Genomic DNA, 12,850 nt, shown 5'->3' with positions numbered 1-12,850 from the left:
GCCTTAGTTGCATAACAAAAGCGTAGCAGCTAAAAGCCACTACGCTTTCAAATCTAACTTTTGGGGGTCACCACATTTACATAGGGGCTGTTTTTTACAGCTCCTTTAGCTTTGCCCGAAAATTAGTCTTACGGTCAGCACGCTCATCACTGCGGCGGTGAAATCGGCAAGCAAAGCGGCAACAAGGGTATGGCGGATTTTTTTTACCTTAATACTGCCAAAATACATTGCCACAGCGTAAAATGTGGTTTCGGATGATCCTGCAAGTACAGAAGCTACCCTGCCTGCAAAACTGTCAGGGCCGCAATCTTCATACAAAGCGGTCAACAAAGCTGTTGAACCACTGCCCGATACAGGTCTTAAGAGAACCATTGGTACAATTTCTTTTGGAAAGCCTAAAAAATCTGCGGCAGGGGAGATAAAGTTACATATAACATCAATTGCTCCGCTCGAACGCAGTAAATCTACCGCAAACACCAATCCGATTATGGTAGGTGCAATTGTGTACAGAACTTTTACGCCCTCTCGCACTCCTTTAATAAACAAATCGAAAACAGGCACTCGTTTTATCAGCCCGTACAATACCACAACGGTCGCAAATAGAGGCATTATAATAGCCATAATTTCACCTCGCTTTTTTCAGATTTAGTGTACAGGCAACTGTAAGGGCCACAGTGAGAGCGGTTGCCGAGCTTATCCAAATGGCTGTTATAACCTCAAACGGAGCATTACTTCCGTAGCTTTGTCGAAGTGTGGCAAGGGTAGTAGGCAAAAGCTGCAGAGAGGCGGTATTGAGCACAACAAAAATGACCATTTCATTGCTTGCCGTATCGGAGCAGTTGTTTAGTCTGTTAAGTTCTCCCATAGCTTTAAGACCAAACGGAGTGGCGGCATTGCCAAGTCCTAACAGGTTTGCGCTTATGTTCATAGTAATGCTTTTAAAAGCCTCGCTGTTTTTATCAAGCTTTGGAAAAAGCGGTCGCAAAAGAGGCGCAAAAATTTTTGAAATAAGTGCGGTAAAGCCGCTTTCTTCTGCTATTTTCATTATTCCTGACCATAGGCATAGGATGCCTGCCATTGTCAAGAGAAGTTCTATTGATGACGAGCCGCTTTCTATAAGGGCTGTAGACAGTGATTCGGTATTACCGAGTAAAATTGCCGACAACACACTGACAATTATCAGACCTGCCCACACATAACCAAGCATTTATTTCACCTAACTTCAAAAATCTAAATATAATATCATAAATAAAGCAAATATGACAAAAATCGTTACAAAATTGTATTTACAATTCTTATTTGGTAATTATTGACATATTAACCGTAAAATGGTATAATGATACAGCGATGAAAATTGTCAACCTATAACTTCGGTTAAGGTTTACAATTAAAAAATATGAACAGAAAACTGTTCAGATAAGGAGATGATATAATGATATTTACCAATTTCAGAGAAATTGACGGAGCTGGCAGAATTGTAATTTCAAAGGATATTCGCAATCATCTTAATATCAAAGCGGGCGATATGCTGCATATCGAGGCTGACAATGATTGCATTACAATAAAAAAAGCAGAAGAAAAATGCATTTTCTGCAATTCGTCCGAAAATCTGAAATGTCTTAAGGGCAAATTTATATGCTCAAATTGTATCAATGCACTTAATAATTAATTATTATTAAAAAAGGGTAGGGCACACCGACGGTTAATTTAAACTGTCGGTGTGATTTTTGTTCTTATAAAATATATATGCAATTATTTGATTTTATGAGTGTGTGTTAAATATTATTGCAATTATAGATTTAATTTTTGGGATAATCTTGATAAATTATGGTTTAGCGGAACAAATCAGAAAAGCAATTATAAAAGTTTGGTCGACCTTTTCAAAGGTCGTGGGTGTGGGCAAAGCCCACAAATACTTTCCGTTATGCAATCTAACGATAGCCAAACAGCTCGCTGTTGGGCGGCATGAACACAACGGCGAAAGCCCTTAAATGCGATAGCAACAAAAAAGACATTCGATATATAATGAAAAGTTAATGATTTCTTTTCTAAAAGGCTGTCGCCTGTTTTAACAAACTTAGTTTTAGCACGCAAACAGCGTGGCTGTTTGCGCCTGATAAATTGTTCTATCGGAAGATTTTATGGGCGCTGCCCAAACCCGCAATTTTTGAAAAAATTGAGTAAACTTTTTTGTTTTTTGGAGGATAATTTAGCGTTAGCTAAATTTCAATGCCCGACCGACACTCCGCTAAAACATAATTTATTGAAAATTTTGACAAAAAAAGTGCCCTGCATATGGCAAGGCACTTAAGTTTTAACAATTATTCTTCTGTATTTTCGCACTGTACCGGCTTTTCGGTTGATTCGGCAGTTTTTTCTGTAACAGTTTCTTCTGTCTTTTCTTCTGCTTTCTCTTCAACCTTTTCCTCTGCGACAGGTGCGGATTCTTTGGGTTCTTCAGCTTTTGGTTCTTCTGCGGTTTCGGGAGCTTTTGTTTCTTCGGCTTCATTTGCAAGTTCCGCAATATCGTCGCCGTCAAGGCACAGGTCAAGCTCTTCAAGGAGCATTGCGTTTTGTTTTTTCTTGTGCTGTTTTATAGCAAACACGGTAGCTGATACTGCTACAAGTGCGCCAAGTGCACCGGCTGCGGCGCAAATTAATTTTTTATTATCATCCATATTAAACACCTCATCAATTATGTTTTTATTTTTGTTCAATAATTATTCAAAATAAAAATGCTTATTAAAATGAATTATCACTTTAATAAGCATATTATATCATAAATTTTATGCAATGCAATACTTAATTTGCAAAATTTGTCAATAAATTTTGAGCGTTTTGCACATAATCAAAACGTTCTGTCGATTAATATACAAAAACTAAAAATATATTTATAATCATTTTGAATATTCGCAATAGTTTCCCAAAAAGCTGAATTCAGGCATTTCCGCACTTAACTGTGCTATAAGGTCTGTAACCTCTTTACTGCTTACATTGCCTGAAAAATCAAGGTAAAACAGGTATTCAAACCCCTCGTCACTGCTTGGGCGTGGGCGAGATTCAATTTTCGTAAGGTTAAGACCGAGAGAATTAAATCTGCAAAGTAAGCCGTAAAGCGAGCCCGTAACATGAGGAAGTGAGAAACAAAGGCTGATTTTGTTTGAATCGGGTGTGATGAACAGCTTTTTGGAAATAACAATAAATCTTGTTGTGTTTTTATCGTTATCCTGCAAATGATTGTCAAGCACTTTTAAACCGTATTCCTCTGCCGCCTTGTATGAGCAGATAGCCGCAACATTAAGGCGCTTTTCCTTTGCCACATCACGAGCGGCAATTGCTGTATTTGAACATGGTGTAGAGTCAAAATTATTTTTTGCAATGTAGTCTGCACACTGTGAAAGTGACTGCGGATGCGACCATACCTTTTCAATATCCGAAAACTCTGCCTGTTTTAAACCTCCAAGACAGTAATCAATAGGCAAATCAAGTGCGCCGACAATGTAAAAACGGTGCTTAAGTATTAGGTCATATACGGCAGAAACCGAGCCTGCGTTTGAGTTTTCAACAGGAAGTACGCCGAATGTAATTTCTCCTTTATCAACTGCGTCAAAAACATCACCGAAAGACTTATAGCAATGTGCCTCCGCATCGGGGAACAGTCGTATTGTTGCCTCGTGACCGTTAGCTCCTTTAATGCCCTGATAACCGACTTTAACATTGGTTTTCGGTATCTCGGTTTCAACATTGCTGATAACCTCTTTTATATCTGCACCACTGCCGACAATATTATGTTGTAAAGCTCTTGAAAGCTCCATAATATTTGAGTAAAGCAGTCTTGCGTATGAACCGTACTCGCCGCCACGCTCTTCGATAGCGTCAAGAATTTCGTTTTCTCTTGCCTGATTCAGAACAGGAATATTGTTGGCTTTTTTGTAATTACCTACCTCTTTGGCACAATCCATTCTCTTTTTGAAAAGTTCAATAATCTGTTCATCTATACTGTCAATTTCAGTTCTGATTTCTGAAAGATTTCTCATTTTATTCATCCTTATTATAAAAGATTTAATATAGCAACGGCTGTGACAGCCTCAATAACAGGCACGGCTCTCGGTACAATACACGGGTCGTGTCTGCCGTTTATAACAAGTTTTGCATTTTCTTTTTTCTGCAAATCAACTGTGTCCTGTTCTTTAGAAATAGACGGAGTAGGCTTTACTCCTGCTCTGAATATAACAGGCATACCGTTTGTGATACCGCCGAGAATACCGCCGCAGTTGTTGGTTTTTGTTACAACTTTGCCGTCTTTGTATTCAAAAGGATCATTGGACTGTGAGCCACGCATTTTAGAGAGTTCAAAGCCTTTGCCGAATTCAATGCCCTTTATTGCAGGCACACCGAAAACAGCTTTTGCGATTACACCCTCAACACCCTCAAACATAGGCTCGCCTATGCCTGCCTCAATTCCGCTTACGGCACATTCGATTGTACCGCCGATACTGTCCTGAGCAAGTCTTGCCGATTCAACTTCTGCACGCATTTTTTCTTCGACCGAATCGTCAATAAGTGCAAAAGAGCTGTTGTTTAATTTATTTATAAGTTTGTCGTCAATAGAAACAGGGTTAAAAGATTTGTCGTTTACATTGCCGATGCTTGCAATATGAGCGGCAATTTTAATACCTTTTTCTTCAAGAATCTGACGGCAGATTGCACCCGCAAAAACTATAGGAGCGGTAAGTCTGCCCGAAAAATGACCGCCGCCGCGAATATCGTTGCTTGCGTTATATTTAACATAAGCCGTGTAGTCGCTGTGACCCGGACGAGGACAATTGAGAAGATTGCCGTAGTCGCCGCTTTTTGTGTTTGTATTTTCAATTACCGCACATAACGGTGCGCCTGTAAGAGTATCTCCAAGCATACCGGAAAGTACCTTTGGCAGGTCGCTTTCTTTGCGTGGGGTTGCGGTTTTGTCTTTGCCGGGAGCTCGTCTTGACATCTGAACAAGCACTTTGTCCATATCAATTTTTACGCCGGCAGGAAGTCCATCGATTACAACTCCTATACCGTTGCCGTGGCTCTCGCCAAAGACAGAAATTTTTATTTTTTCACCGTAGGTCGAGGACATTTGCCTTTCCTCCTATGCTGTTGTAGTCTATATAAAAATCGGGGTAGCTTTTGTTAATGCTCATTGCAAAAGTGGCGGTTATATCTTCATCACTTCTTGCAGCGCAAACAGCGGCAGACATAACGATTCTGTGATCGTTGTAGCCGTTTACATTTCCTCCTTTAAGAGAAGAAACCCCTGTGATTTCAAGTCCGTCCGAAAGTTCCTTTACTTTGCCGCCGAGATTATTCAGCAATTCGGCGGTGGCTTTCAGTCGGTCACATTCTTTTATTCTTAATCTTTCGGCATTGATAATCTTTGTCGTGCCCTCTGCAAATGCCGCACATACCGAAAGTACGGGAACAAGGTCGGGAATTTGAGATGCGTCAATGGTGATTGCCTTTAATTCCCCTTTTTCAACAGTTACTTCGTTGTCAAGCTGAGTAACTTTAGCGCCGAATCGGGCAAGAATTTCAGCGCATTTCTTGTCGCCCTGCGTGGAATCCTTTGCAACTCCCTTTACGGTTACTTTACCGCTGACAGCGCCGAGTACCATAAAGAAAGCCGCCTGTGACCAGTCACCGTCTGTTGTATAGTCGCAAGTCTTATATGATTGACCGCCTTTAATATGCCAGCCTTTTTCTGTGGCTTGAATATTCACACCAAATTGTTTCATTGTGCGGATAGTCATTGCAATGTAGCCAACGCTTTCAAGCGGGGAAGTGAGTACAATTTCGCTGTCACCCTCAAGAATCGGCAGAGCAAGCAAAAGTCCTGTGATGAACTGTGAGCTTACATTGCCGGGAATTTCAAAAATTCCGCTTTTTAGCTGACCTTTGATTTCAAGGGGAAGTCCTCCCTCTGTTTTGCAGACGGTACCCGCCTTTGGCAAAGCCTCTGTAAATATTCCGATAGGGCGCTGTGGAAGTTTGCCTTTGCCCACAAATGTTGCGTTAATATTGCCGACAGCGGCAATCGGAATAAAAAATCTTAATGTACTGCCGCTTTCTCCGCAATCAAGCAAAGCGGTTTTGTTTTTATACATATTTGTGCCGTCGACTGTGAGAACATTGTTTTCAAGTACAGCGTCAGCGCCAAGTGCTTTAATACAGCCGATTGTTGCCTTAATATCGTTTGAAAGGGCAACGGGAGAAATTCTGCTTACTCCGTTTGCCATGGCTGCGCAGATTATGGCTCTGTGAACATCACTCTTTGACGGCGGTACATTTACAGTTCCGTTTGGAACAAACGGGCTGAATTTTACATCAGACATATGTATCCTCCAATCAGGTTGTGATAAAGTCGCAGAGATTGGCAAGTTCAACTTTCTTTGTAAAGCTGTCGCCTATTTTTGTTAAAAGTACAAGGTCAATTGAGTTGCCTGCTGTTTTTTTATCGCCTTTTGCAGCCTGTGCCATCTGCTCAAAGGTAGATTTATCTGTAGTCGGCAGACCGTATTTTTTGCAAAGCGCACAAATTTTGTCGGCTGTGCCTTTTTCGGTAATTCCGTGTTTTTCACCTGCTTTTGTAATAAGCACCATACCGATTGCGACAGCCATTCCGTGGCTTATGCCTTTAAAGTTATAGATTTTTTCAATAGCGTGTCCGAGAGTGTGACCGAAGTTTAAGAGCTTTCTTTCGCCTGCCTCTTTTTCGTCACGATTTACTACATCACGCTTTATAGAAACGCAGATTTCTATAATATCCTCAATATGCTCAAGTGCATTTTGATTTTCAAGATTTTCAAAGAGTTTTTCGTCTTTAATGCACCCGTATTTTATAACTTCACCCATACCGTCGCAAATATATTCATCGGTAAGGGTTTTGAGCGTGTCGGGGTCAATCAATACGGCAATAGGCTGATGAAATGCGCCGACAAGGTTTTTGCCCTGCGGTAAATCAACGCCTGTTTTTCCGCCTACAGATGAATCAACCTGTGAAAGGAGAGAGGTAGGAATCTGAATGAAATCAATTCCACGCAGATAGCTTGCAGCGGCAAAGCCTGCCATATCGCCCACAACACCGCCGCCGAGTGCTACAACAATATCTTTTCTTGTCATAGAAAATTCCGCAAGTGTGTTGTACATTTCCGCAATAGAGCCGAGGTGCTTTTGCTCTTCACCTGCTTTAAAAATATGTGTTGCAACTTTAAATCCCTCTTTTTCAAGAGAATTTTTCACTCTGTCAATATAAAGCGGAGCAACATTGCTGTCTGAAATTATAGTAACCTTTTCTGCCTTTGAAAGAGCCTTTGCATATTCGCCGCATTTGTCAAGTATTCCTCTTTCAATGCAAATATCATACGGCTTGCCCGTATCTACTCTGACTGTTCTCATAATGCACCTCAATTCTATTCGCCGAGAGCAGTTTTTACCTTGTGTCCCTGCTCCAATAATTCTGCAAGAGTTTCTCTGTCTTCTGCTTTGATTGCGTCTTTAATTTTTGTAATATTGTCAATGAGTATGTCAAGCTCGGTAATAAGCGGTTCACGATTCTCAAGGAAAAGTTCGCTCCAAAGTTGTGAATTGATATTTGCAACTCGTGACACATCACGATAACTGCCGGCTGAAAATCCCTTATGATTTGGGCAGCACGGACTCATTACATAAGAACAAGCCAACACATGGGGGAGCTGTGAGGTGAATGCAATCATTCTGTCGTGTTCTTCGGGAGTGGTAATTTTAACTGTGCCAAAACCGATTTTTCTTGCAAGATTGGCAAGAATTTCAATTTTATCCTCAGGTGCTCCGCACGGAGTAATTATGTAGCTTGCGTTCTTATACAGGTCAGCCTCCGAAACATCAAATCCGTTGGTTTCTTTGCCTGCCATTGGGTGACTGCCGATGAATACAAAGCCGTATTTTTTTGAAAGAGCAGAAAGACTTGGGCAAATTGCTCGCTTGGTTCCCGAACTGTCGGTTACAATAGCGCCGCTTTTTATATAGCTGCCGTATTTTTCTATGAAATCTACCGCAGCCTGCGGATAAAGTGCCAAAATTATAATATCACATTCACCGAGGCTTTCGGGAGTACCGATTTTGTCGATTGCGCCCGCCTCAAGTGCCTTTTCTGCTGTTGCCTGCGTTCTGTTAATACCGATTACAAAGTTGTCGGTATATTTTTTTATAGCCTTGCAAAAGCTGCCGCCTATAATACCAAGACCGATAACGGCAATGTTCATTTTTCAGTGCCTCCGAATAAATATATAAAATAAAATTATTTGCTGTTGATTTTGTCAATTGAGCTTTTGAGTGCAAATACTTTCTTTGCAACCTTATCAAACTGTTCGGGTGTGAGTGACTGCGCACCGTCCGAAAGAGCGTGCGGCGGGTCATTATGAACCTCAATGATAAGACCGTCTGCGCCTGCGGCAACTGCCGCCATTGCAAGCGGCTCAACAAGCCATGACTTGCCTGCTGCGTGGCTTGGATCAACGATTACAGGAAGATGTGAAAGAGCCTTTACAACAGGAATTGCGGAAATATCAAGTGTATTTCTTGTAAATGTTTCGTATGTTCTTATGCCTCTCTCACAAAGAATAACCTTGTCGTTACCGCCTGCCATAATGTACTCGGCACTCATAAGCCATTCTTCAATGGTAGCGGAAAGACCTCTCTTTAAAAGAATAGGTTTGTCAATCTTGCCGAGTTCTTTTAAAAGCTCAAAGTTCTGCATATTTCTTGCGCCAACCTGAATAATGTCAACATTCTCAAACATATCAATGTGAGATGCTCTCATAATTTCGGTAACAATAGGAAGTCCTGTTTCTTTTCTTGCAATCTTTAAGAGGTCAAGACCTTCTGCTTTTAAGCCCTGGAAAGCGTACGGTGAGGTTCTCGGCTTGAATGCGCCGCCTCTTAAGAATGTTGCGCCCGATGCCTTTACGCTCTTTGCAATATCGACAATTTGAGTTTCGCTTTCAACTGAGCATGGACCTGCCATAATGTGCAGACTGCCGCCGCCGATTGTTATATCATCATTGATTTTGATTTTTGTATCGTCCGGGTGGAACTTTCTGTTAGCCTTTTTGTACGGTTCCTGAACTCTCTTAACATTTTCTACAATGTCTTGAGCGTCAATGTAGTCCATATCAATTTTAGTAGTGTCGCCGATAAGTCCGAGAACTGTTGAATGTACACCTTCCCATTTATTTACTTTTACATTGTATTCCTCTTTGAGCATATTTGTAAAATTCATAATCTGCTCGGGTGAGGCTGACGGTTTTAATACAATAATCATTTTTTTAAACTATCCTTTCATTCCCATTTAAATAATTTATACATATTTTACCACTTTAAAGCGTTGCAGTCAACCCTGTAATATGCGTAATTATTTTTCTTGCGTATCAATAGCGTTAAGGATTGCATATGCTGTTTTGAGCGGAGTGCTTTTGCCGCTCACCGTTATGTCAGCGGCAGAAAGATATATCGGAAGTCGCTTTTCATAAAGCTGACGCATTGCTTCATCCTTGTCGGGACGCTGTAAAAGAGGTCTTGTTGTATCGTTTTTAAGTCTTTGTTTTATAATGTCAAGCGGAACATCGAGCAGAACTATTTTGTCCTTTCCTCTGAAAGCGTCAATATTTCTTTGGAAAGTAAAAGCACCTCCGCCGGAGGCAATTACAAGTCCTTTTGTATCTGCAAGCTCCAAACAAGCCTCGTGCTCCATATCTCTGAAACGGTTTTCACCGTATTTTTCAAAGATTTCGGATACTTTCATTCCTGCCTTTTCTTCAATGTAAGAGTCCATATCAACGAACTTTCTGCCTGACTTACGGGCAAGATTTCTGCCGACGGTTGTTTTTCCGCAACCCATAAAGCCACATAAAACTATATTGTCCAATCTTAGGCCCTCCAAAAATTATCTGTTCTTTAACTCGTTAGACGCTGCAATGCATATCTTTTCGATTTCGGCGGGGTCATAAACGGAGCCGTCCCATATTTCGTGTGAAACAACAGCCTGCCATACAAGCATTGACATACCGCCGACAGCGTTTGAACCGTTTGCTTTTGCTTTTTGGATAAGTACGGTTTCGAGCGGATTATATACTGCGTCAAAAACATTCTTGCACTTTGCGATAACTTCATCGCTTACGGGCTGATTTTCAACATTAGGGAACATTCCTATAGGAGTTGCATTGATAAGTACATCAATGTCGCCATTAAGCTCACTGATAAGACAGTATGACGGTTGAGAACCGATAACAGTGCTCTTAATTTCTTCGCAAAGTTTCTTTGCAATTTCGACATCTTCCAATCTTACTGCAAAAAGAACGGGAATGTTTTTGAGAACAACCTCATAAGCCATTGTTCTTGCAACGCCGCCGCAGCCTAAAATTACAACTCTGCCGTTTAATTTGATTTTTGCCGCATCAAGAGCCTTTAAAAATCCGTCGGGATCTGTGGTGTAGCCTTTTGCTGTGTAATCTCTGTTGTCAACAGTGTTTACACTGCCGTACATATTTGCTTTTTCATCAATTTCATCAAGATACTGAATAATATTCTGCTTGTGAGGAATTGTAATGTTATAGCCGCTCAATTTAGACAGAATGTGGTCGTATTCATATCCGAGACTTTCCGGAGCAACATCAAGTTTTGTATAAACGGCGTCGATTCCTGCAAGCTCAAACAATTTTGTATGTATAAAAGGTGACATAGTATGTCCGATAGGATGACCTATTACTGCGTATTTTTTAGTACTCATAAAAATATACCCCCTAAAAAAATTTTTGGTAAAAATAGAAAAATTTTAAAATTCTATTGACAAAAGAATAAATAAACAATAATATAATCTAAGAAGCAAACCGATTACTCGATTGCTTATTCCATTGTAGCATAAAATATGTACTTTTGTCCATAATTACAATGGATACATTAAATATTTTTTTATTATGGGAGGAATTCCAATGGTATTGGAAAAAGTTAAGGCAATTCTTGCTGAGCAGTTCGATGTTGAAGAAGATAAGGTAACAGCTGATACAGATTTACAGGAAGATCTCGGCGCTGATTCACTTGATGTAGTAGATTTACTTATGTCAATTGAAGACGAGTTCGGTGTAGAAGTTCCCGATGATGAGATTGAGAACATCAAGACTGTTGGTTCACTTGTTTCTTACATTGAGGCAAATGCATAATTGAATTAAAAACTTGAGGTCAGGCGGTTTGTCTGACCTCTTTTACTTTTTATAATAAAAATAATGTCGGTACTTGCAAAAAAAATTAATTATAGTATAATAGAAATGTTATAATACACGAATATTTCTTAAGTTGGAGGAATGAAAATGGCAGACAACAAAAAAATGGTTGAAGCTATTACAAGCAGAGATGAAGACTTTGCTAAATGGTACACTGACATTGTAAAAAAAGCCGAGCTTGTTGATTATTCAGGCGTTAAGGGATGTATGGTTATCCGTCCTTACGGTTATGCTATTTGGGAGAATATACAGGCTGACCTTGACAGAAGATTTAAAGAAACAGGTCACGAAAATGTGTATATGCCTATGTTTATCCCTGAAAGCCTTTTACAGAAAGAAAAGGATCATGTAGAGGGTTTTGCACCTGAATGTGCATGGGTAACTATAGGCGGCAGTGAAAAACTTAACGAGCGCCTTTGTGTTCGCCCTACTTCGGAAACTCTTTTCTGCGAACATTATCAGAAAATTATCAACACATACAGAGATCTTCCAAAACTCTACAATCAGTGGTGCAGTGTTGTAAGATGGGAAAAAACAACCCGTCCTTTCCTCAGAACTTCCGAATTCCTTTGGCAGGAAGGTCACACAATGCATGCAACGGCGGAAGAGGCAAAGGAAGAAACACTCCGTATGCTCCATGTTTACGAGTCATTCTATAAAGAAATTCTTGCTATTCCGGCTGTAATCGGCAGAAAGACAGAGAAAGAAAAGTTTGCCGGTGCAGAAGAAACCTATACAATTGAGCCGATGATGCACAACGGTGTTGCTCTCCAAGGCGGTACATCACACTACTTTGGCGATGGCTTTGCAAAGAGCTTTGGCATTACATTTACAGGCAAAGACAATAAGCAGCATTATCCGCACCAGACATCATGGGGTGTGTCAACAAGAATGATCGGCGCTATCATTATGGTTCACAGCGATGATGACGGTCTTGTGCTCCCGCCGAGAATTTCACCTGTACAGGTTGTAATTATTCCTGTTGCACAGCATAAGGAAGGCGTACTTGACAAGGCTTACGAACTTAAGGCAGAGCTTACAAAGCGTTTCAGAACTAAACTTGACGACAGCGACCACGCACCGGGCTGGAAGTTTGCTGAGTATGAGATGAAAGGCGTGCCTGTAAGAGTTGAGATTGGACCTAAGGATATAGAAAAGGGTCAGTGCGTAGTTGTAAGAAGAGATACCCGTGAGAAGTATTTTGTACCGCTTGAGGGACTTTCCGATTATATTGCAGAGCTTCTTGATACAATTCACAACGATATGTACGAAAGAGCACGCAAGAATACAGAAGAAAAAACATTTACAGCAACAAACTTTGACGAATTTGTTGATACCGCCAAGAATCACCCGGGCTTTATTAAGGCTATGTGGTGCGGCGACAGCGCTTGTGAAGATAAACTCAAGGACGCTACAGGCGGTGTTAAGAGCCGTTGCATTCCTTTTGTCGAGGAGCACATCAGCGATGTTTGTGTATGCTGCGGCAAACCTGCTAAGCACCAGGTTTATTGGGGCAAGCAGTATTAATTGATTTTATATTTGAAATGTATAAGGAG

The 12,850-nt window shown here is 40.7% G+C and carries 14 protein-coding genes; 3 read left to right on the top strand and 11 right to left on the bottom strand.

Going from position 1 to position 12,850, the window contains the following annotated elements; genetic code table 11:
* Positions 1–105: 105 nt before the first annotated feature.
* Together I2E21_RS10245 and I2E21_RS10240 are read right to left on the bottom strand one after the other, a co-directional pair.
* Positions 106–621: a nucleoside recognition domain-containing protein gene (locus tag I2E21_RS10245; RefSeq protein WP_022234984.1), complete on the bottom strand. Its 516-nt coding sequence runs from the start codon at positions 619–621 to the stop codon at positions 106–108.
* A gap of 4 nt (positions 622–625) precedes the next feature.
* Positions 626–1,207, bottom strand: a complete 582-nt coding sequence (locus I2E21_RS10240; protein ID WP_195411255.1) for a nucleoside recognition domain-containing protein — start codon at positions 1,205–1,207, stop codon at positions 626–628.
* 225 nt (positions 1,208–1,432) lie between these two features.
* Here I2E21_RS10240 and I2E21_RS10235 point away from each other — a divergent pair, with 225 nt between their 5' ends.
* Positions 1,433–1,669 carry an AbrB/MazE/SpoVT family DNA-binding domain-containing protein gene (locus tag I2E21_RS10235; RefSeq protein ID WP_022234982.1) on the top strand — a complete coding sequence of 79 codons (237 nt, stop codon included), beginning with the start codon at positions 1,433–1,435 and terminating at the stop codon, positions 1,667–1,669.
* Positions 1,670–2,321: 652 nt separating this feature from the next.
* On the opposite strand, the gene I2E21_RS10230 is transcribed toward I2E21_RS10235, so the two are convergent.
* From I2E21_RS10230 to aroE, 9 genes are all read right to left on the bottom strand, one after another.
* Complete coding sequence (locus I2E21_RS10230; RefSeq protein ID WP_195411254.1) at positions 2,322–2,678, bottom strand: hypothetical protein; 357 nt, start codon at positions 2,676–2,678, stop codon at positions 2,322–2,324.
* A 219-nt stretch (positions 2,679–2,897) separates the two neighbouring features.
* Positions 2,898–4,037 (bottom strand): chorismate mutase, encoded by a 1,140-nt coding sequence (locus tag I2E21_RS10225; RefSeq protein WP_195411253.1) that lies wholly within the window; start codon positions 4,035–4,037, stop codon positions 2,898–2,900.
* A gap of 14 nt (positions 4,038–4,051) precedes the next feature.
* A complete protein-coding gene (aroC, locus tag I2E21_RS10220; RefSeq protein ID WP_195411252.1) occupies positions 4,052–5,122 on the bottom strand; it encodes a chorismate synthase in 1,071 nt (356 codons plus the stop codon).
* Positions 5,103–6,374 (bottom strand): 3-phosphoshikimate 1-carboxyvinyltransferase, encoded by a 1,272-nt coding sequence (aroA, locus tag I2E21_RS10215; RefSeq protein WP_195411251.1) that lies wholly within the window; start codon positions 6,372–6,374, stop codon positions 5,103–5,105. The genes aroC and aroA overlap by 20 nt, the downstream gene beginning before the upstream one ends.
* A 13-nt stretch (positions 6,375–6,387) precedes the next feature.
* Entirely contained in the window at positions 6,388–7,437 is a 1,050-nt protein-coding gene (gene aroB / locus I2E21_RS10210; protein ID WP_195411250.1) for a 3-dehydroquinate synthase, read from the bottom strand.
* Between the two features lie 14 nt (positions 7,438–7,451).
* Entirely contained in the window at positions 7,452–8,282 is an 831-nt protein-coding gene (locus I2E21_RS10205; protein WP_195411249.1) for a prephenate dehydrogenase, read from the bottom strand.
* A gap of 35 nt (positions 8,283–8,317) precedes the next feature.
* Complete coding sequence (aroF, locus tag I2E21_RS10200) at positions 8,318–9,340, bottom strand: 3-deoxy-7-phosphoheptulonate synthase (protein ID WP_022234405.1); 1,023 nt, start codon at positions 9,338–9,340, stop codon at positions 8,318–8,320.
* A gap of 90 nt (positions 9,341–9,430) precedes the next feature.
* Positions 9,431–9,943 carry a shikimate kinase gene (locus I2E21_RS10195; RefSeq protein ID WP_022234404.1) on the bottom strand — a complete coding sequence of 171 codons (513 nt, stop codon included), beginning with the start codon at positions 9,941–9,943 and terminating at the stop codon, positions 9,431–9,433.
* Positions 9,944–9,961: 18 nt separating this feature from the next.
* A complete protein-coding gene (gene aroE / locus I2E21_RS10190) occupies positions 9,962–10,804 on the bottom strand; it encodes a shikimate dehydrogenase (RefSeq protein WP_186935718.1) in 843 nt (280 codons plus the stop codon).
* Positions 10,805–11,006: 202 nt separating this feature from the next.
* Here aroE and acpP point away from each other — a divergent pair, with 202 nt between their 5' ends.
* Positions 11,007–11,234, top strand: coding sequence for an acyl carrier protein (gene acpP / locus I2E21_RS10185; protein WP_022234402.1), 228 nt, complete (start codon positions 11,007–11,009; stop codon positions 11,232–11,234).
* 147 nt (positions 11,235–11,381) lie between these two features.
* Complete coding sequence (proS, locus tag I2E21_RS10180; RefSeq protein ID WP_195411248.1) at positions 11,382–12,821, top strand: proline--tRNA ligase; 1,440 nt, start codon at positions 11,382–11,384, stop codon at positions 12,819–12,821.
* The last annotated feature ends 29 nt before the right edge of the window (positions 12,822–12,850 follow it).

Source organism: Ruminococcus sp. BSD2780120874_150323_B10 (assembly GCF_015553695.1).
GTDB classification, from domain to species: domain Bacteria; phylum Bacillota; class Clostridia; order Oscillospirales; family Acutalibacteraceae; genus Ruminococcoides; species Ruminococcoides intestinale_A.
Note: the sequence above shows the minus strand (reverse complement) of the source record. Positions and strands in the feature narration are given on the sequence as shown.